The sequence below is a fragment of the Brevundimonas subvibrioides ATCC 15264 genome (assembly GCF_000144605.1).
Classification (GTDB): Bacteria; Pseudomonadota; Alphaproteobacteria; order Caulobacterales; family Caulobacteraceae; genus Brevundimonas; species Brevundimonas subvibrioides.
In genome coordinates this window covers 326,757-347,072 of the sequence record NC_014375.1, presented here as the reverse complement: position 1 = coordinate 347,072, position 20,316 = coordinate 326,757, and the positions used below count along the sequence as shown (strand labels likewise).

Genomic DNA, 20,316 nt, shown 5'->3' with positions numbered 1-20,316 from the left:
ATGGCCCGCGAAATCGTTCTCGACACCGAAACCACCGGCTTCGACCCCCGAACCGGCGACCGGCTGATCGAGGTCGGCTGTATCGAGATCCTGGATCTGCTGCCGACGGGCCGGACGTTTCACCGGTTCGTGAACCCGGAGCGGCTGATCCCCGCCGACGCGATCCGCGTCCACGGCATCACCGACGACAAGGTCAAGGACGCCCCTAAGTTCGCCCAGATCGTCGTCGACCTGATGGACTTCATCGGCGACGCCCCCGTGATCGCCCACAACGCCCAGTTCGACCGCAACTTCATCGACCATGAATGCGGCCGCTGCGGCCATCCGCTGCTTCACGAAACCCGCTGGATCGACACGCTCCAGCTGGCCCAGAAGCGGTTTCCCGGCATGGCCAACTCGCTGGACGCCCTGTGCAAGCGCTACAAGATCAGCCTGGTCGACCGGACCCTGCACGGCGCCCTGATCGACGCCCGGCTGCTGGCCGAGGTCTATCTGGAGCTCAAGGGCGGCAAGGAGCGGGTGCTGGACCTGTCCAGTCGCCGCGAAAGCGTGGCCGCGGCCGCCCATGCCGCCGCAGGCGGGTATGGCCTCCGGCCCCGGCCGCTCGCGCCTCGACTGCATGCCTCGGAAGGCGAGGCCCATGCCGCCTTCCTGGCCGCAACGCTCAAGGATCTGTCGCTATGGGAAGGCTACGGCCTCGTCGCCGAGGCCGCCACCCAGGGTCAGGCCGCGCCCGAGGGCTGACCGTTCTGCTGCTGCATCCGGGCCGCATAGATGCCGGCGAAGTCGATCGGGTCGAGCATGAACGGCGGATAGAAGCCGCCGTCCGCCGTCGCCCGGCCGATGATCTCACGGGCATAGGGGAACAGGTAGCGCGGGCATTCGATCAGCAGCAGGGGCTCGATGTCCTTTTCGGCCACGCCCGAAAGCTGGAACAGGCCGCCGTACAGCAGCTCGACGTGAAACACCGCCAGGGCCTCGGTCGAGGCCTTGATCGACAGCTTGATGTCGACCTCGAACAGACCGTCGGGACGGCCCTGGGCGTTCAGCTCAACGCCCATGTCGATCGAGGGACGACCCTCGATGCGCAGGGAATCCGGAGCCTTGGGGTTCTCGAACGACAGGTCGCGCACATACTGCGCCAGGATGCGGAAACCCGGAACCGGCGGCTGGCCGGTGGGGGCGGAGCCGTTCGGCTCGGTCGGGGCGACATCGGTCATGTTCGGGATAGCCGTGATCGGACGAAGGAATGGAAGGCCGGGCGACTAGCATCCGCGTCACCGGGCTGCAACGTCGGCGACGGATCCGCCGTTGCACGGGCTGTGGTGATGCGTCCGGGTGCGCCCTGCCTTGCGCCCGCCTATATAGGTCCGTAATCGTCCAGCCGACGCCGTTCGCTTTCCGCCGGAAGCGCGCCTCGAAAACCCGGGATAGACCGTGCCCTCTCAGTTTCTGATCGTCATCTTCGCCGTGATCGCGGCCTTCGTGCTGTTCCAGCTCTACAACGTCCTGGGCAAGAAGGTCGGCCGTCAGCCGCAGGACGACGCCAAGGCCCCGCCGGCGCTCCCGGCCACCGGACCCGATGCGCCCCTGCGCACGCCGGGCGTGGACGCCACGCTTCTGGCCGCCGCCGCCTCGCTGCGGGCCCGCGACCCGGCTTTCGACCCCGCCAAATTCATCGACGGCGCGCGTCAGGCCTATGAGACGATCGTCCGGGGCTATGCCGCCGGCGACCGCGCGGCGCTAAAGCCCCTGCTGACCCCCGCCGTGCTGGACTCGTTCGAGACCGGCATCGCGGCGCGCGAGACGCGGGGCGAGACCGAACAGGTCGAGTTCCTGCATCCGCCCCGCGCCGACCTCGAACTGGCCTCGGCCGAGGGTGATCGCGCCGTGGCCAAGGTGCGGTTCCTGGCCGAACTTCGCTCGAAGATCATGCCGCCGGCCGACGAGGCCACCCCGGGCGCGCCCGCCGAGCCCCGGATCGAGGAGCGCCGGACCGCCGAGCACTGGACCTTCGAGCGCTCGCTGGGGGCCTCCGACCCGAACTGGGTCCTGGCCCGGGTCGAACCCGCCAACGCCTAGGGCCGACCGCGCCGTGGGATTTGACCCCAGGTCCGGGCTGGCGGCCGTGCTCCTGCTCCTGGCCGGGTGCGCGACCTCAGCGCCCGGGACCCCGGCGCCGCCCGGTGAAGCGGGTCCTGTCCCTGCCCCGTCGCAGCCGACCCCCGCCTCGCCGCCGTCGTCTCCCGGACCCGGCCTGCCGGGTCCCCAGACGCTCGCGGGCTGGGCCGACGAGGATCATCTTGCCGCGTTCCAGGCCTATGCCGACACCTGCCGTGTCGCACGCGAGCGGAAGGCCGCCGTGCGCTGCGAGGAGGCCCAGCAGATCCGGCGAACGTCCCGGCCGGTCACGCCCTCGGCCGCGCGCGCCTTCTTCGAACGCGGCTTCGGCGTGGTGGCGGCCGCGACGGCGGATGGCCGATCCGGCCTGATGACCGCCTATTTCGCGCCGGAGTATTCAGCGCGACGCACGCCTGACGCCACCTTCGATACGCCGGTGCTGGCGCGGCCCGAAGGCTGGACGCGGGGACAGGTCCTGGCCGAGCGCGCGGAGATCGAGGCCGGACCGCCACCTTCGCCGCCCCTCGCCTGGATGCGGGCCGAGGACCTGTTCTTCCTGCAGATCCAGGGGTCCGGCTATCTGACCTTCGAGGACGGCGCCACGGCCCGCGCCGCCTATGCCGCCGACAACGGCCGTCCCTTCATCGGGATTGCCCGGCCGATGGCGGATCGTGGCCTGCTGCCCGCCAACGGGACGTCGGGCGACGCCATCCGGGCCTGGCTGGCCGCCCACCGCGGGCCGGAGGCGCGGGCGGTCACGGCCCTGAACCCGCGCTACATCTTCTTCTCCCTGGACCCGGACGACGGGGGCGATCCGGCGGGCGCGGCGGGCGTGCCCCTGCCGGCCCGACGGTCGATCGCGGTCGATCCGGCCAGCTGGACCTATGGGGACCTCGTGTGGATTTCCGCCGATGCGGGCAATCTGGTCGGGGCCCGTCATGGCTATCAGGGTCTGGTCATGGCCCTGGACACGGGGTCGGCCATTCGCGGCCCGGTCCGCGCCGATCTCTACGTCGGTCGTGGCGAGGCGGCCGGGGCCGAGGCCGGCGTGGTGCGCCATCCCCTGCGGATGTGGCGTCTGGTTCCGCGTTAGGGATTTCGCCCCAAAGCGCCTAGAGGGACGGGCGGATTGCCCGCCACGGTCTCCCAGTCGCATGACATCCCCTATCGAGCGCATCGTCTATCGAAGCGATGCGGTCGCCCTGACCGACGGTCCCGTGGACGTCTCGCGCATCGTCTCCACCTCGGTTCGCAACAACGCGAAACGTCGCCTGACGGGTGCCCTGGCGCTTCAGGGCGGTGTCTTCGTGCAGGTGCTGGAAGGCGACCCCGATGCCCTGACCGCCCTGATGGAAACCATCGAGACGGACGAGCGTCATCGCAACGTCCGGGTCCTGGCGCGCTGGCCGGTCCAGGCCCAGCTGTTCCTCGGTTGGGCCATGGCGATGGTCGATACCCGCGCCCTGTCGCCCCACCATTCCAAGCTCCTGACCCAGACCGGCTCCGGAGCCCAGGTCACCGGCGTCCTCATCGACCTGGCCAGCGCCCGGCTGGGCTCGGTGATCTAGGCCAGCGGACGTTTCCGCCGGGGGAGTCGCGGTATTCCTGCTTGCAGGGTGCCACGAAAAACCGCGTGCCAGCCGTGCCAGACCCGTCAGCACATCTCGTGAGATCAACGGGTTAGAGACCGAGCAAATCGGAACCCTGCCAGATTATGCGAAATCTCGGCTGACCCTTCAGCGGCCCGCCGGTTCGCTCTGTCAAAGACCCTTGGCGGAGATGGCGACGAACATTGTGATCGCAAGGCGCAGGAAGGATTATATTCCTAGATTGTCGCCATGGTCTGCCGTCGTCCGGATGTCGGCCAGCCCTGGCCTCATCGACGCTTCAATCCACCCAGCACGCCCCGCAGCAGTTCGCGCGTCAGAGTGGACCCGGCGGTGCGGAGGACCGATTTCGTGAGGGCTTCAAGCGGGGTCTGGCGGTTCGACCGACGCGGAGCCTTGGGGGCGGGAGCGGCGCGAGGCGCGGGCGCGGCCCGGCCCCTGGGGGCCGCCCTGGGCGCCGGCTCTTCAGCAGCGGTTTCGGCCGCATGGCGGGCGGCCAGGACTTCCTCGGCGGATTCGCGATCGATCACCGTGTCATAGATGCCCTTGACCGGGCTTGAGGCCATGACCGCGGCGCGTTCCGGGTCGGTGGCGGGCCCCAGACGGCTGTCCGGCGGACGGATCAGGGTGCGCTGGACGATCGTCGGGGCCCCCTTCTCGTCCAGCACGGACACGAGCGCCTCGCCGGTACCGAGCGCCTGGATCGCCTCCTTTGTGTCGAAGGCCGGATTGACGCGGAAACTCTCCGAGGCCGCCCTGAGCCCGCGCTGGTCGGCGGGCGTATAGGCCCGCAGGGCATGCTGGATGCGGTTGCCCAGCTGGGCCAGGACGCTGTCGGGGATGTCGGCCGGGTTCTGGGTGATGAAATAGATGCCGACGCCCTTGGACCGGATCAGGCGGACGACCTGTTCGACCTTTTCCAGCAGCGGCTTGGGCGCGTCCTTGAACAGCAGGTGCGCCTCGTCGAAGAAGAAGACCAGACGGGGCTTCTCCGGATCGCCGACCTCGGGCAGCTGCTCGAACAATTCCGAGATCAGCCAGAGCAGGAAGGCCCCGTACAGGCGCGGGCTGTTCATCAGCCGGGTCGAGTCCAGCACATTGACCTGGCCGCGTCCGTCGACGCCGGTCTTCATCATGTCGGTCAGCCGCAGGGCCGGCTCGCCGAAGAAGGCGCCGCCGCCGTCCTGTTCCAGCTGCAGCAGGGCACGCTGGATCGAGGCGATCGAGGCGGGGGCCACATTGCCGACCTCGCGCCCGATCCGGGCCGCGTTCTCGGCGACATAGACCAGCATGGACCTCAGATCGTCGAGGTCGAGCAGCAGCAGCCCTTCCTTGTCGGCGACGTGGAAGGCCACGGTCAGCACGCCCTCCTGGACGTCGTTCAGGTCCAGCATCCGGGCCATCAGCAGGGGCCCGATCTCGGACACGGTGGCGCGGACCGGGTGACCCTTCTGGCCGTACAGGTCCCAGAAGACCGTCGGGGCCGCCTTCGGCTGAAGGGTCAGGCCCATGCCGGTCGCCCGCGCGACCAGTTTCTCGTTCGGGGCGCCGATCTGGCTGATCCCGGACAGGTCGCCCTTCACGTCGGCGCAGAAGACCGGCACGCCCATCTCGGAAAAGCCCTGCGCCATGATCTGCAGGGTCACGGTCTTGCCGGTGCCGGTCGCCCCGGCGATGACGCCATGCCGGTTGGCCCGGCTCCACAGCAGATGCTCGGCCCGCGCCACGCCGTTGTCGGCGGACTGACCCAGGAACAGTCCCCTGGTCTGGCCGAGGGCGGAAGCGGCGGCGTCGGTCATTCGAAACTCCGGTTTTATCGTCACAATACAGCTTAAGACGCGCTCGGGGAGAGGGATCGGCTTGACCGCTGTTGCGGCCACCCCGAGAGTCCGGCCATGAAACTGCCCATCACCGTCCCGACCAACACCGTCGCCCGAAACGCCCTGGTGACCCTGGCGGTCGTGGCCGTGGGGGCGGCGCTCTACTGGCTTCGGGACATCCTGACGCCCCTGGCCATGGCCATCTTCCTGATGATCATGATCGACGGGGTGAAGCGCTTCATCGAGGACCGGACCAGCCTTCCGGACCACTGGGCAGGGATTGCGGCGCTGCTGCTGGTCACCGTCGCGTTCGTCGGCGCCATCGCCTTCATCGTCAACGGCGCGGCGGGCTTCTTCAGCGATGCGTCGGGCGTTTCCAGCGGCATCGGACCGCGCATCGACGCGATCATCGCCGACGGCGCGAAGCTGTTCGGGGTGACGACCCCTCCGACGGCGCAGGAGCTGATCGGCAGCATCGACCTGCGCGGATATCTGATCGGACTGGCGGGCCAGGCCCAGGGCGTGGCCTCCGGATCCTTCTTCGTCCTGGTCTATCTCGGCTTCCTGCTCGCCTCCCAGGTGGGCTTCCGCCGGAAGATCATCGCCATGTTCCCCGAGCGGGAGCAGCGCAACGAGGCGCTGGAGGTGTTCCAGCGCGTGCGGGGCGGCGTCGAGGGCTATCTCTGGGTCCAGACCGTGACGGGGGCCATCATCTGTGCTGCGGCCTGGATCCTGATGCGGGTCGTCGGGCTGGAGCACGCCGAGTTCTGGACCTTCGTGATCTTCGTGGTCGGCTTCATTCCGGTGCTGGGCGGGGCCGTCGCGGGCCTGGCGCCGCCGCTGTTCGCCCTGGTGCAGTTCCCGACCTACTGGCCGGCGCTGATCCTGCTGGTCGGCCTGCAGGTCATCCTGTTCGTCGTCGGCAACATGATCCAGCCGCGCATGCAGGGCGAGAACCAGAACATCGATCCGGTCGCCGTCCTTCTGGCCCTCGCGCTGTGGGGCAAGATGTGGGGCGTGGTCGGCATGTTCCTGTCCACGCCATTGGCCGTCATGGCCATGGCCATCCTGGCCGAGTTCAGGGGGTCGATGTGGATCGCTGTCCTGCTCAGCGGCGACGGCAAGCCCTATGCCGAAGACGAGGCACGCAGCCACCATGCGCCGGCCAAACGTCCGGCCCGCGTCAAACCGCCGCGCCCGGGGACCGGCGAACCCTGACCGGATGGCCCTTGCAGGTCGGACGGGGGTTCCCATCTCCCATCCAGGCGTCGCGGCCTCCCCTCCCCCTCCCGGCCGCGATGACTTCGAACCTGCGCCCCTCCCCCTCCTGCGCGGGTTCCAGCTGAGGCCGTCGGACCCCCGTCCGGCGGCCTTTTCGCTTTCTGGCCTGATGCATGAAAACGACACATGTGTCCCGCGGTCCCCACGACCTGCATCTGCGCGGAACGGGGGGACGTCCCTGCCGTTAGCCCCGGCGGAAGGGCCGTGCCGCCCCCCGCGGCGCACAACAGCTCAGGGATACAGATTGATGATCAAGACACTCACGGTTTCGGCGGGCGCACTGATGCTGGCCGCGGTCGGCGCGCCGGCCATGGCCCAGTCCCAGGACTGGAGCGGGCTCTATGTCGGCGTCTACGGCTCGGGCACCAAGACCAACGACCAGGACGACGAGCGCCTGCGCTTCGACCGCAATCTGGACGGCAATTTCGGCGACACCGTCACCACGTTGGCGGGCGCCGACGCCTTCAGCCCCGGATCGTGCGGCGGCAGCGCCAAGGGCGATCTGCCGTCCAACGGCTGCGATGAAGACTCCAACGGCGTCGAGGGCGGTGGTCGCATCGGCTACGACTTCCAGTTCGGAAACTTCGTCGTCGGTGCCGTCGGCGAGTATTCCGGCGTCGACGCCGAGGACAGCGTGACGTCCTACTCGACCACGCCCGCCTACTATGTGTCCGAGCGCAACCTGAACAACCTCGCAGCCCTGCGGGCCCGCGTCGGCTACGCCTACGGTCCGGCCCTGGTCTATGCGACCGGCGGCGTGGCGACGGGCGAGATGACGAACCGCTTCTACTCGTCCAACGGCCAGAACACCTTCACGGCCACGACCGACGACGACCAGGCGGACGGCTATCAGGCGGGCGGCGGCATCGAATACGCCCTCGCGCCCCATCTGAGCGTGACCGGCGAATACATCTACACCTCGCTGGAAGCGTCGGACTTCAACGTCCGGGTCGGCCGCGGCATCGCCATTGCCACCAACCCGTTCGTCCTGGCCCCGAACACGACGGGCACGGACATCCAGCGGTCCAACGGACGGTTCGGCCTGCATGCCGTCCGCATCGGCATGAACTACCGGTTCTAGGCCCGCCCAAAAGACCGTCGATCGGCGCCGGGCCCTCGCAAGAGGGTCCGGCGTTTCGCTTTCTGGGCTTCCCGCCGGACGCGGGCGGGCCTATTCCCGAACCTAGCACCTGGCGGCCATCAGAGCCGCGCTGAACGAGACCCTGCCCATGTCCGGCGAACTGCGCACTTCCGTCCCCTCCCCGATCGCGGAGGCGCTGAGGTCCGCGTTCGCGAAGAGCCTGAGGGCGGGCGGCGCGCTCGCCGACCTGGAACAGTCGTTCATCGACCAGGCCGCGGAAGACTATGCGCAGGACGAGACGCCGGAACTGGACGTCGCCGCCATGGCGGCGCTGCTGGCCGACGCCTGGCGCTGGGCCGAGCAGCGGACGGCGGGCGAGGCGCCGCGAATTCTGGTCCAGCCCCTCCGGAACATCCAGAGCCCCTATGACACCCTGTGGATCGCCCAGGACGACCGGCCGTTCCTGGTCGACAGCGTGATGGGCGAACTGGCCGATGCGGGCGTCTCGGTGCGGGCCCTGTTCCATCCGGTCCTGTCGCGCGGCCCCGGGGCCGAACGGGGCGAGGCCCGCGAATCCCTGATCGTGATCGTCATCGATCCGCTCCCGCCCGAACGGCGCGACACGCTGAAGGCGCAGGTCGAACAGGCTCTGGCCGACGTTCACGCGGCCGTCGGCGACTTCCAGCCCATGAGCGAACTGATGGCGCGCTCGATCGCGCATCTGGAGGCGTGCCCGGGCCAGATCGATCCCGAGGTGGTGGCGGAGAACCTGGCCTTCCTGCGCTGGCTCAACGACGACCATTTCGTCTTCCTGGGGGCCCGCGACTACGACTATCCGCGCACCGCCGACGGGGGCTATGCGGCCGAGGCGCCGCTCGATCAGGCCTCGGCCGGCGTCGGCGTGCTGCGCGATCCGGAACGGACCGTGCTGCGTCGCACCTCCGAACCGGCCGTGCTGACCGCGCAGATGAAACAGCAGATGGATCTGTCCGAGCCCGTCACCGTGGCCAAGGCCAATCTGCGCAGCCGGGTCCACCGCCGCGCCTATATGGATTACGTCGGCGTCAAGCGGTACGGCGACGACGGGCGGCCGTCGGGCGAGACCCGGTTCGTCGGCCTGTTCACCGCCGAAGCCTATGATCGCACGGCCTCGGACGTCCCGCTGATCCGCCGCAAGGTGCTGAACGCCCTGACCCGCGCGGCCAAGGTACCCGGCAGCCACAACGAGAAGCGGCTCAGGAACATCCTGGAGAACTATCCGCGCGACGAGCTCTTCCAGATCACCGAGGACGAACTGCTGACCTCGGCCCTGGGCATCCTGCATCTGTACGACCGGCCCCGGATCAAGACCTTCACCCGGCTGGATCCGTTCGACCGGTTCGTGTCGGTGCTGGCCTTCGTGCCGCGCGAGCGGTTCGAGGCGGCGGTGCGCGAGCGTATCGGCCGCATTCTGGCCCGGGCCTGGGGTGGCCGGCTGTCGGCCTGGTATCCGCAGCTGTCCGACGCACCGCTGGTGCGCATCCACTACATCATCGGGGTGACGCCGGGCGCGCATCCGACGCCCGACGCCAGGGCGCTCGAAGCCGAGATCGCCGAGGCGGGCCGCAGCTGGGTCGACCGGTTCGAGACCGCCCTGCGCGCCGCCGACGTCGATGACAGCCAGATCGGGGCGCTGAGCCTGAAATGGTCGGACGCCTTCGGCGCCGGCTATCGCGATCGCTACGACGCGGTCGAGGCCGTGGCCGATCTTCAGGAGATCGATCGGCTGAACGCCTCCGGCACCGTGGGCACGGGCGAGCCCGTGGCGGTCCGGGCGTTCCGGTCGGCCGGCGATACGCCGCTGCAGTTCCGGTTCAAGCTCTACCGTCGCGGCGCGGCGGTGCCCCTGTCCGATGTCCTGCCGGTCCTGGCCGACATGGGCCTGAAGACGCTGGAGGAGTTCGGACACGCGATCCGTCCGGTCGACGCCGAAGAGATCCATGTCCACGAGTTCCTGCTGGAAGACCCGCGCGGCGCCGCCATCGCTTTCGCCGACGTCAAGGGGCCGTTCGAGACGGCCTTCTCGGCCGTCTGGAACGGCCTGACCGAGAGCGACGGCTTCAACCGGCTGGTGCTGGAACTGGGCGTCGAATGGCGCGAAGCCGCCCTGATCCGCACCCTCGCCCGCTATCGCCAGCAGACCGGGCTCGATCCCTCCCAGGCGGTGCAGGAAGAGGCGCTGCGGGACTATCCCGCCATCGCGCGGGCCCTGCTGAGCCTGTTCGCCTGCAAGTTCGATCCGGCTCATGGCGGGTCGGCCGACGACCGCGCCGCCCAGGTGGCGGAGCTGAACGACAAGATCACCGCCCTGCTGATGGAGGTGACGTCGCTGGATCACGACCGGGCGCTGCGCCGGATGGCCGCTCTGGTCGGGGCGATCAAGCGGACCAACTACTACCAGGTCGCGGCCGACGGCGGGTTCAAGCCGCATATCTCGATCAAGATCGCCTCGCGCGAGCTGGACGACCTGCCGTTGCCCAAGCCCTACCGCGAGATCTTCGTCTGGGCCCCGCACATCGAGGGCGTCCACCTGCGGTTCGGTCCCGTGGCCCGGGGCGGTCTGCGCTGGTCCGATCGCCGCGACGACTTCCGCACCGAGGTGCTGGGTCTGGTGAAGGCCCAGCAGGTCAAGAACGCCGTCATCGTGCCGGTGGGCTCCAAGGGCGGGTTCTTCCCGAAACATCTGTCCGCCATCGTCCGCGCCGGCGGCGACCGCGACGCCCAGCAGGCCGAGGCCATCCGCGCCTACAGGACCTTCCTGTCCGGCCTGCTCGACATCACCGACAACATCGGCGCCGACGGCCGGGTGGTCCATCCGTCCCATGTCGTCGCCTTCGAGGGCGACGACCCCTATCTGGTCGTGGCCGCCGACAAGGGCACGGCGACGTTCAGCGACATCGCCAACGGCGTGTCGGCCGACTACGGCTTCTGGCTGGACGACGCCTTCGCCTCGGGCGGGTCGGTGGGCTACGACCACAAGGCCATGGGCATCACCGCCCGCGGCGCCTGGGAGGCGGTCAAGCGCCACTTCCGCGAGATCGGCAAGGACATCCAGACCGAGCCCTTCACCGTCGTCGGCGTCGGCGACATGTCGGGCGATGTGTTCGGCAACGGCCTGTTGCTGTCGAAGGCCTCGAAACTGGTCGCCGCCTTTGATCACCGCGACATCTTCATCGATCCGACGCCCGATCCCGCGACGTCCTGGGAGGAGCGCAACCGCCTGTTCGCCCTGCCGCGGTCGTCCTGGCAGGACTACGATGCGTCGCTGATCTCGAGCGGCGGCGGCGTCTTCTCGCGTTCGGCCAAGTCGATCCAGCTGACGCCCGAGATCCGGGCGGCCCTGGACATCACCGACGAGGCCCTGGACCCCGTCAGCCTGATCCGCGCCATCCTGAAGGCCCCGGCCGAACTGCTCTATCTCGGCGGCATCGGCACCTATGTGAAGTCGGCGCTCGAGACCGACGCCCAGGTCGGCGACAAGGGCACCGACGCCCTGCGCATCAATGCCGACGAACTGCGGGTCAAGGTGGTGGGCGAGGGGGCCAACCTCGGCTTCACCCAGGCGGGACGGATCGCCTTTGCCGCCGGCGGCGGCCGGATCAACACCGACGCCATCGACAATTCCGCCGGCGTCGACACCTCCGACCACGAGGTCAACATCAAGATCCTGATCGGATCGGCGGTCACCAACGGCGTCCTGCCGCTGGAGGAGCGCGTTCCGCTGCTGGCCTCGATGACCGAGGAGGTCGGCCACAAGGTGCTGGCCCACAACTACGACCAGACCCTGGCCCTGACCCTGCAGCAGGCCGAAGGCCCCGGCGCGCTCGACAGCCAGCAGCGGTTCATGCAGGCCCTGACGGCCCGCGGGAAGCTGGACCGCAAGGTCGAGGGTCTGCCCGGCGATGTCCGCATCGGCGAGATGAAGACGGCCGGTCTGGCCCTGACCCGGCCGGAGCTGGCCGTGCTGATGGCCTATTCCAAGCTGGAACTGGCCGAGGACATCGTGGCGTCGAGGGCCCCGGAAGACCCGTTCTTCGAGGAAACCCTGGTCCGCTACTTCCCCCAGCCCCTCGCCCGGTTCGAGGACCAGATGAAGGGTCACCGGCTGCGGCGCGAGATCGTGGCCACGGTCCTGTGCAACGAGATCGTGAACATGACGGGCCCGACCTTCCCCGATCGCCTGCGGGGCGCGGCGGGGTGCGACACGACGGCCCTGGTCATCGCCTTCGAGGCCGCGCGGCGGGTGTTCCGGCTGGATGAGGCCTGGGACGCGGTCAGTGCACTGGACCTCAAGGTGCCCGCCGAGACCCAGACGGCGCTGTATCTGGAAATCACGACCGTCCTGCGCCGCCAGACGTTCTGGCTGGCGCGGCGCGGGGCCCGGGCCGGCGCGACGGTGCAGGGTCTGATCGAGGCCTATCGTCCGGCGGCGGATGCGCTGCGCGCAGCGGGGGGCGACGTGCTGTCCCGCTTCGAGCAGGGCCGTCTGGCGGCGCGCCTGAAACGCTTCGCCGACATGGGGGTGGGCGAGGACCTGGCCCAGACCGTCTCCATGCTCCGGCCCCTGGTGGCGACGGCGGACATCGGCGATCTGGCCGGGGAAACGGGCTGGTCGGCCCCCCGGATGGCGCGCCTGTACCACCAGGTCGGCGCCGCGTTCGACTTCGATCGCCTGCGCGCCGCAGCCGGGGCCGTGCCCTCGGGCGACCATTTCGACCGGCTGGCCGTGCGCAGGCTGATCGAGGACCTGATGGCCGAACAGGTCACCCTGACCCGGGCGGTCGCCAAGGCGTCCGATCCCGCCGTCGGCGACAGCGAGGCGACGGCCGAGGCCGCCGTCGACGCCTGGATCGGACCGCGCCAGTCGATGGTCGAGGGCGTCCGCGCCGCCGTGGACGAGATCGAGGCCTCGGGCACCGGCTGGACCTTCGCCAAGCTGACCATCGCCAACGGTCAGATCCGCAGCGTCGCGGGCTCGGCCTGATGCCCCGGAAGTTCCTGGTCGTCGTCGACGACAGCCCCGAGTTCGAGGCGGCCCTGCGCTACGCCGCCCGGCGGGCGAAATCGACCGGCGGCCGGGTCGCCCTGCTGCGGATCATTCCCGGCGGCTCGGACGAGCAGTGGGCGGGGGTGCGCGAGCAGATCCAGCGCGAGCAGCGGGCCGAGGCCGAGGCCCTGCTGACGCGTCTGGGCGACGAGGCGCAGACCCGGTCCGGGGCCGCGCCGATCTTCCTGATCGAGGAGGGCGAACCCCAGGCCGCGATCCGCAAGGTCTGCGGCGAGGACCCGGAGATCAAGATCCTGGTGCTGGCGTCGGGGTCCGGCGCGCGGGGGCCGGGGCCCCTGGTGTCCGCCGTGCTGAAACAGGGCGCGGCGTTCGGCGGGCGCAAGCTGCCGGTGACGATCGTGCCGGGCGAACTGACCGACGCCGAGATCGAGGACCTGGCGTAACGCCAAGGGCGCTATCGCTCGCGCCGCGGGCGCTCGCTGCTTGAGCGCGGGGCCTTGAATGCTTGGGGCGGCGGGCGCATTTCTCGGTCATGTTCATCCAGACCGAGCCGACCCCGAACCCCAATGCGCTGAAGTTCCTGCCGGGCCGCGATGTGGCCCCGGGCGGATCGCGCGAGTTCCTGAGCATCGACCAGGCGACGGCCTCGCCCCTGGCCGAGGCCCTGTTCCAGCTGGAGGACGTCAGCGGCGTCTTCTTCGGCGGCGACCACATCTCCGTCACCCGCGCCGAGCACGGGCGTGACTGGAGCGAGATGAAACCCGAGATCCTGTCGGTGATCATGGACCATTTCGTCTCGGGCCAGCCCCTGATGCGCGAGGGGGCCGATGCGGTCGATCACGCGGAAGACGACTCCGAGATCGTGGCCGAGATCAAATCCCTGCTCGACAGCCGGATCCGCCCGGCGGTGGCCCAGGACGGCGGCGACATCCTGTTCGACGCCTTCGACGAGGAAAGCGGCGTTCTGCGTCTGCGGATGCGGGGGGCCTGCGCGGGCTGCCCGTCCTCGGCCATGACGCTGAAGGCCGGCGTGGAGCAGATGATGCGCCACTACGTCCCCGAAGTGACCAGCGTCGAGCAGGTGATCTAGACCGGGCTCGACCCGCGCATCGCCTCCACGGCCGCGATCAGGCGCTCGAGGTCCCTCGGCGTCGACAGACGGTGGTCGCCGCCCTCGATCAGGTCCAGTCGCACGTCGCCCCCGGTCAGCCGCTCCGCCAGCCTCATGGCATGGGCCCACGGCACGGTGTCGTCGGCGCGACCCTGCAGGACATGGACCGGGGCCGGGATGGCGATGGGCGCATCCAGCAGCAGCCAGTCCCGCGCCTCCTCGAACATCCGCTGCGTCAGCACGTATTCGCCGAGGCCGGGCTCGGTGATGGTCGCCTCGCCATCGCGCAGGATGGTCTGGCGGACGTGATCGGGCAGGGACGGCCACATCAGCCGCTCGGTGAAGTCCTGGGCCGGATTGACCAGCACCAGACCCGCCATCCGCTCCGGACGAGCCAGGGCCGCCAGCAGGGCGACCCAGCCGCCCATCGACGAGCCGACCGGAATGACCGGACCGTCCAGGGCGTCGATCAGGCCGATCGCATCCTCGCGCCACCTTCCGATCGTGGCCTGACGCCAGTCGCCGGAAGACGCTCCGTGGGCGAAATGATCATAGCGGACGAAGGACCAGCCGCGTTCGCGCGCGGCGGCGTCCAGGGCCAGCGCCTTGGTGCCCTCCATGTCGGACCGGAAGCCGCCGATCCAGAGGACGGTCGGGCCGCCGCCCTCGACCCGTTTCAGGGCCAGGGTTTCGCCGTCGGGGCGGGTCAGGGACTGGATCATGGCGGCTCGCGCTGCGGGACGGAGAACGATAAGACCCCTTCATGAGCAAGAAGGTCCTGTTCGTCACCTCCAACCGCATCGGCGACTGCGTGATCTCGTCGGGGATCCTCCGCGAGATCGCGCGCCAGGTGCCGGGGGCCGAGATCACCGTCGCCTGCGGCCGCCCGCCCGCGCCCTTCTTCCGTTCGGCCCCGGGGGTCGAGCGGGTCATCGTGCTGGACAAGAAGAAGGCCGCCGGACACTGGCTGGACCTGTGGCGACAGGTCGTGGGCACCCGCTGGGCGATGGTGATCGACATCCGCGGCTCGGCGCTGGCCTATCTGGTCCGGGCGGATCGGCAGGTGGTCTACAACCGCCGCTGGGAGACCGGCCTGCCCAAGGTCGAGATGGTCTCGCGCCTGATGGGGGCCGACCGGCCGCTGGAGCCGGAACTGTTCATCGACGACCGGGCCCGGGCCGAGGCGGCCGCCGTGATCGACCCGCAGCTGGCCACCGCGCCGGGCCCGATCATCGCCCTGGCCCCCATCGCCCATCAGCCGGGCAAGAGCTGGCCCGCCGACCGCTGGGGCGAACTGGTCGAGAGGCTGAAGGCCGAGCCGCGCTTCGCCGGCTGGCGGTTCATGCCCGTGGGCGGCCCCGGCGACCGCCCCCCCGCGACCCCCGCGCTAGAGGCCGCCGGCCCACGCGGGATCGACTGCGTGGGCAAGGGCGACATCCTGTGCTCGGCCGCCGCCATCGACCGGGCCGCCCTGTTCGTCGGCAACGATTCCGGCCTGATGCATGTGGCGGCGGCGGCCGGCAAACCGACGCTCGGTCTGTTCGGGCCGACCGAATGGTGGCTGTACGGGCCGCGGGGTCCGCGCACCGCCATCGCCGCCTCCAACCCCGTGCGTGGCGAGTTCGCGCCGATCGAGGCCCTGACGACACAGCGTGTCTTCGAGGCCGTCATCGCGCTGCATGACCGCTGGATCGGCGCCCCCGACCCCGTCTAGCCTTGAAGAACGGGCGTTTCGCGGTCATATAGGCTTTGTGAGGGAACGCGGCGGTATGCCGTGCGCTGTCCCCTGCGACATCATTGCTTCTGCTGAAACACAAGGAAACGACGCTCATTCGCCGTCCGATGAACCAGCCGCCCACCAAGGACGGCCCGCCGATGAACCAAGACATCCGCGCCCCGCGCGTTCTGCTGATCGATCAGAACGGCGAGAAGCAGGGGGTCATGCCGACCTCCGCCGCGCTGGAGGCCGCCGAGGAGGCGGGCATGGATCTGGTTCAGATCGTCTCGACGTCGGAGCCGCCCGTCGCCAAGATTCTCGACTACGGCAAGTTCCGCTTCCAGGAGCAGAAGAAGAAAGCCGAGGCCCGCAAGCGCCAGAAGGTCGTCGAGCTCAAGGAAATCAAGCTGCGTCCCAACATCGACATCCACGACTATGAGGTGAAGGCCAAGGCCATGCACCGCTTCTTCGACGAGGGTGACAAGGTCAAGGTGACGCTGCGCTTCCGCGGTCGTGAAATGGCCCACCCCGAACTGGGCATGAAGCTGCTGAACAAGGTCCAGGCCGACTTCGACGAGATCGCCAAGGTCGAATATGCGCCCCGCATGGAAGGCCGCCAGATGATCATGATCCTCGCGCCCAAATAACCGTCGCGCAACGACGGCTTCGAGAAACCCCGACCGGAAACGGCCGGGGTTTCTTTTTGTCGCGACACGCGCGCGCCCCTTGCAACCGGGGCGCGGGTCGGTGGAAAAGAATACCCGGTTGGGGAGATCGGGTATCGTGTTGAAGTCAGTCGTGAAAGCGTGCGCCGTCGCGATCGTCGGCCTGCTTTGCCTGGGAGATCCCGGCGCGCGGGCCTGGAGCCAGGTCCCGGCGCCGGCTCCCCTTGAGGCCTATGGCGCGACGCCCGCGATCGAACTCCTGCAGGTTTCGCCCAGTGGCGAACTGATCGCCGGTATCACGGTGACCGGCGAAACGCGGGCCCTCGCGGTGACCCGCATCGCGACCGGTGAAAGCCTGTTCCTCCAGGACATCAGCGTCCTCAAGGTGCGTGACCTGCGCTGGATCGGCGAGGGGCGGATCCTGGTGGTCACCTCGCGCACGCTCGACATCACCTCGCTGGGCGTGTCCCGGTCAGAGCTGTTCTTCGGCCAGGTGGTCGACCTGGAGACACGGAATGTGGTCCAGGTGCTGGATCGCACGCCGGATGTGCTGGCGGTTCTCTACGGGCCCGCCTCGGTCCGCAACACGAGCGACGGCGACGCCCTGTTCGTGCGCGGCGTCAACGTCGTCAACAACCAGATCAACCTGCACCGTATCGATCTCAGGACCGGGCGCGGCCGTTCGGTGGCCTATATGGAAAGCGCGACCCAGGACTATGTGCTGGACGCCGAAGGCGAGGTCATCGCCCAGTCGCGGTATGACGAGCGATCAGGTCGCTGGTCGTTGCGCCTGCCGCAGGGTCGTAACTACCGCGAGGTCTGGGCGGTCGACGCGCCGGTGGACTCCCCCGAGCTCCACGGTATGGGCCGCACGGCCCGGACCATCGTCGTGAGCGCAGATCGGCCAGATCTTTTGCCCGGAGATGCGGAGGCGGGAATCGCCGGCACCCTGTTCGAGGTCAATGTGGACAGCGGCGAATGGAGCCGCCTGCCGTTCACCCACACCCCGGATTCCCTGGTGCATCATCCCCGCACCCGCCTGCTGGTCGGCGGCGCCAGCAACGGTGAGGACGGCGTCCGGTACGAATTCCTCGACCCCCCGACCTCGGCACGGTGGCAGTCCATCGAACGGGCGTTCAGGGACAAGGCCCCTGGCCTGGTGTCGTGGAGCGACGCCCTGACCCGGGTGGTCGTCTTCACCGACACGGGTGAGGCGGGCCAGTACCAGCTGGTCGATTTTGAAAGCGGTACCGCCGACATACTGGCGGACGCCTACCCCGCCATCGCGCCGGAACAGGTGGGTGTCGTGCGGCCCGTCCAGTACGTCGCCCGGGACGGGCTGGACATTCCCGGGTATCTGACCCTGCCGCCGGGGGTGTCCGAACCTTCCGGTCTGCCTCTGGTGGTCCTCGCGCACGGGGGTCCGGCGGCCAGGGACGTGGCGGGTTTCGACTGCTGGGCCCAGGCCCTGGCGTCGCGGGGCTATGCGGTGCTGCAGTCCAATTTCCGGGGATCGACGGGCTATGGCCGCGCCTTTCTGGAGGCGGGTTACGGCGAATGGGGCCGCAAGATGCAGACGGACCTGTCCGACGGCGTGCGCTGGCTCGCGGACCAGGGGATCATCGACCCCGCCCGTGTGTGCATCGTCGGCGCCAGCTACGGCGGCTACGCGGCCATGGCGGGACTGACCCTGGACGCCGGCGTCTATCGCTGCGGCGTCTCCGTCAACGGCGTGTCGGACCTGCGCCGCATGGTCAACCGGGAGGCGCGGCAGGACGGGCGCAGCAACACCCAGACGATCCGATACTGGAACCGGTTCATGGGGGCGGCGCGGCTCAACGACCGGGCGCTGGACGACCTGTCTCCGGCCCACCTTGCGGCCGAGGTCGACAGCCCCCTTCTGTTGATCCACGGCAAGGACGATACGGTGGTCCCGATCGAACAGAGCCGGGTGATGGCCGACGCCCTGCGTCGGGCGGGCAGGCCCGTCGAGTTCGTGGAGTTGCCGGGCGAGGATCACTGGCTGTCGCGGTCCGCGACGCGCCAGCAGATGCTGGCAGAGACGGTTCGCTTCCTCGAGGCGAACAATCCGGTTCGCGCGGCGGACTGACAGAGGGCGCGCCGCGCTGCGGCCTGGCCGGCCCGGCCGGGTCAGGCCGCCCGGGTGTCCGCGACCGGCACCGCACCCAGCGCCAGGCGGATCGCGTTCAGCAGGGCGTCGGGCTGGATCGGCTTCTGGGCCACGCCGTTCATGCCGGCCGCGCTGTAGTCTGCGGCATCGCGCTCGTCCGCATTCGCGGTCAGGGCCAGGATCGGGACGCGACCGGCCGGACCGGGCAGGGCGCGGATGGCGCGGGTCGCGGCCACGCCGTCCATGACCGGCATCTTGATATCCATCAGGATCAGGTCGAAGGGCCGCGCCCGGGCCGCTTCCAGGGCCAGGGCACCATCCTCGACCAGTTCGTGGGTGCAGCCGAACATCTCCAGCAGACGGGCCGCGACGAAGCGGTTGGTGGCGTTGTCGTCGGCGACCAGCACATGCAGCGTCTCGTGCGGCGTCGGCTCCGCCATGGCGTGGGCGGCGGCCCGCATCTCGGGTCCGCAGGACGGCAGCGACAGGGAGAAGTGGAACCGCGCGCCGGCCCGGGGCGACCGGGACACCCCGATGGACCCGCCCATCCGTTCGACGATCTGGCGGCAGATCGCCAGGCCCAGGCCCGCGCCGGCTCCCTCCCGCCCGGCCTGACCGGTATTGAACGGCTCGAAGATGGTGGCGGCGTTGGCGGCGGGAATGCCGGGTCCGGAATCGTCGACCGTGCCATCGATCCGGACCGCCCCGTCTTCCCGGCGGCAGGTCAGGGTGGCCACCACCTCGCCTTCGGCGGTGAACTTCAGCGCGTTGCCGATCAGGTTGTTCAACAGCTGCTTGATCCGCATGCCGTCGCCCACCACCCAGTCATGGCCGGTCGTGTCGCTGACGACGCTCAGGCGCAGGCCCTTTTCCTCGGCCCTCGGTCGCCACAGGGCGTCGAGGTCTTTGACGAGGGTGTCGATATGCAGGGGGGCGGGTTCGAGCGTCAGGATGCCCGCCGACGCGCGCGACATATCGAGCGCGTCGGTCAGCAGCCTCAGCAGCGTCTGGCCGGAATCCAGGATGGTCTGCACATAGGGCCGCAGCTCTTCCTGCTGCAGCTTCCGGTCGAGCAGGCCGGCCACGCCCAGCACACCGTTCAGCGGGGTGCGGATCTCGTGGCTCATGACGGCCAGGAATTCGGACTTGGCCCGGCTGGAGGCCTGGGCCTGGGCCTCCGCCGCCGCCAGGCTGCGGGCGAGGGCGCTCATGTCCTCGGCCTTCTGACGATAGAGGGCCGACCCGGCCTGCAGGATCTGGATGCCCGCCCCGACCCCGAGATATCGACCGTCGCGGACGACGATGAACCCGCGCAAAAGGCTGCCCAGCTCGGCGGCATCGACGCTGTCGAAGAAGGTCTCCGCCGACGCCCCGGCCTCGGCCAGGGGCGGATGCGGATCCATCAGCGACGAGACCGGGCGTCGCGCATAGAGGGCCCGACCGAACTCGGCCGCCATCTTCAGGCAGAAGGCATTGCGTTCCAGCAAACCCAGCGGTCGACCGTCCGCATCGACCACGGCGATGGCCAGGGTGTTGGGCTCGTTCTGGAACCTGTCGAACACGACGGCACCGAAGGTCTCGGGCGAGACCGCTTCGACCGCGTCCACAAAATCGCCGATCTTCGCCATTCGTCCTCCGGGTGGGGGAGGCATAGCGAGGGGGCCTTAACGCAGGCTTTGCCGTTCTTGAAACTTTTGCAGCGTTTGCAAGGCTTTATGTCCGCTGACGGAGCAAG

At 69.3% G+C, this 20,316-nt stretch carries 16 protein-coding genes; 12 read left to right on the top strand and 4 right to left on the bottom strand.

Going from position 1 to position 20,316, the window contains the following annotated elements:
• Complete coding sequence (gene dnaQ / locus BRESU_RS01795; protein WP_013267775.1) at window positions 1-744, top strand: DNA polymerase III subunit epsilon; 744 nt, start codon at window positions 1-3, stop codon at window positions 742-744.
• Here the strand turns inward: dnaQ and secB are convergent.
• Window positions 723-1,220 carry a protein-export chaperone SecB gene (secB, locus tag BRESU_RS01790; RefSeq protein WP_013267774.1) on the bottom strand — a complete coding sequence of 166 codons (498 nt, stop codon included), beginning with the start codon at window positions 1,218-1,220 and terminating at the stop codon, window positions 723-725. The two genes, dnaQ and secB, sit on opposite strands and share 22 nt — an antisense overlap.
• A gap of 217 nt (window positions 1,221-1,437) precedes the next feature.
• On the opposite strand from secB, the gene timA reads away from it, so the two are divergent.
• The 3 genes from timA to BRESU_RS01775 all read left to right on the top strand — a co-directional run bounded on the left by timA (window position 1,438) and on the right by BRESU_RS01775 (window position 3,689).
• Window positions 1,438-2,082, top strand: coding sequence for a TIM44-related membrane protein TimA (gene timA / locus BRESU_RS01785; RefSeq protein ID WP_013267773.1), 645 nt, complete (start codon window positions 1,438-1,440; stop codon window positions 2,080-2,082).
• A gap of 46 nt (window positions 2,083-2,128) precedes the next feature.
• On the top strand, window positions 2,129-3,214 hold the full coding sequence (locus BRESU_RS01780; RefSeq protein ID WP_245528582.1) for an MltA domain-containing protein: 1,086 nt from the start codon (window positions 2,129-2,131) through the stop codon (window positions 3,212-3,214).
• A gap of 61 nt (window positions 3,215-3,275) precedes the next feature.
• A complete protein-coding gene (locus BRESU_RS01775) occupies window positions 3,276-3,689 on the top strand; it encodes a BLUF domain-containing protein (protein ID WP_013267771.1) in 414 nt (137 codons plus the stop codon).
• Window positions 3,690-3,997: 308 nt separating this feature from the next.
• On the opposite strand, the gene BRESU_RS01770 is transcribed toward BRESU_RS01775, so the two are convergent.
• Window positions 3,998-5,527 carry a helicase HerA-like domain-containing protein gene (locus BRESU_RS01770; protein ID WP_013267770.1) on the bottom strand — a complete coding sequence of 510 codons (1,530 nt, stop codon included), beginning with the start codon at window positions 5,525-5,527 and terminating at the stop codon, window positions 3,998-4,000.
• Between the two features lie 96 nt (window positions 5,528-5,623).
• Between BRESU_RS01770 and BRESU_RS01765 the strand changes: the two genes are divergently transcribed.
• The 5 genes from BRESU_RS01765 to BRESU_RS01745 all read left to right on the top strand — a co-directional run bounded on the left by BRESU_RS01765 (window position 5,624) and on the right by BRESU_RS01745 (window position 14,047).
• On the top strand, window positions 5,624-6,766 hold the full coding sequence (locus tag BRESU_RS01765) for an AI-2E family transporter (RefSeq protein ID WP_013267769.1): 1,143 nt from the start codon (window positions 5,624-5,626) through the stop codon (window positions 6,764-6,766).
• A 310-nt stretch (window positions 6,767-7,076) separates the two neighbouring features.
• On the top strand, window positions 7,077-7,910 hold the full coding sequence (locus BRESU_RS01760) for an outer membrane protein (RefSeq protein ID WP_013267768.1): 834 nt from the start codon (window positions 7,077-7,079) through the stop codon (window positions 7,908-7,910).
• 148 nt (window positions 7,911-8,058) lie between these two features.
• On the top strand, window positions 8,059-12,933 hold the full coding sequence (locus BRESU_RS01755; protein WP_013267767.1) for an NAD-glutamate dehydrogenase: 4,875 nt from the start codon (window positions 8,059-8,061) through the stop codon (window positions 12,931-12,933).
• Window positions 12,933-13,400 (top strand): universal stress protein, encoded by a 468-nt coding sequence (locus BRESU_RS01750; RefSeq protein ID WP_013267766.1) that lies wholly within the window; start codon window positions 12,933-12,935, stop codon window positions 13,398-13,400. Before BRESU_RS01755 ends, BRESU_RS01750 begins: the two co-directional genes overlap by 1 nt.
• Window positions 13,401-13,489: 89 nt before the next feature.
• The gene (locus BRESU_RS01745) at window positions 13,490-14,047 is read left to right on the top strand and encodes a NifU family protein (RefSeq protein WP_013267765.1); all 558 of its coding nucleotides are present in this window, start codon (window positions 13,490-13,492) and stop codon (window positions 14,045-14,047) included.
• On the opposite strand, the gene BRESU_RS01740 is transcribed toward BRESU_RS01745, so the two are convergent.
• Entirely contained in the window at window positions 14,044-14,790 is a 747-nt protein-coding gene (locus BRESU_RS01740) for an alpha/beta fold hydrolase (protein WP_013267764.1), read from the bottom strand. The genes BRESU_RS01745 and BRESU_RS01740 overlap by 4 nt on opposite strands.
• A gap of 41 nt (window positions 14,791-14,831) precedes the next feature.
• Between BRESU_RS01740 and BRESU_RS01735 the strand changes: the two genes are divergently transcribed.
• From BRESU_RS01735 to BRESU_RS01725, 3 genes are all read left to right on the top strand, one after another.
• A complete protein-coding gene (locus BRESU_RS01735) occupies window positions 14,832-15,782 on the top strand; it encodes a glycosyltransferase family 9 protein (protein WP_013267763.1) in 951 nt (316 codons plus the stop codon).
• A 128-nt stretch (window positions 15,783-15,910) separates the two neighbouring features.
• Window positions 15,911-16,432: a translation initiation factor IF-3 gene (gene infC / locus BRESU_RS01730; protein WP_041761204.1), complete on the top strand. Its 522-nt coding sequence runs from the start codon at window positions 15,911-15,913 to the stop codon at window positions 16,430-16,432.
• Window positions 16,433-16,568: 136 nt separating this feature from the next.
• Complete coding sequence (locus tag BRESU_RS01725; protein ID WP_013267761.1) at window positions 16,569-18,560, top strand: alpha/beta hydrolase family protein; 1,992 nt, start codon at window positions 16,569-16,571, stop codon at window positions 18,558-18,560.
• Between the two features lie 41 nt (window positions 18,561-18,601).
• On the opposite strand, the gene BRESU_RS01720 is transcribed toward BRESU_RS01725, so the two are convergent.
• Complete coding sequence (locus tag BRESU_RS01720) at window positions 18,602-20,209, bottom strand: ATP-binding protein (RefSeq protein WP_013267760.1); 1,608 nt, start codon at window positions 20,207-20,209, stop codon at window positions 18,602-18,604.
• Window positions 20,210-20,316: the final 107 nt, after the last annotated feature.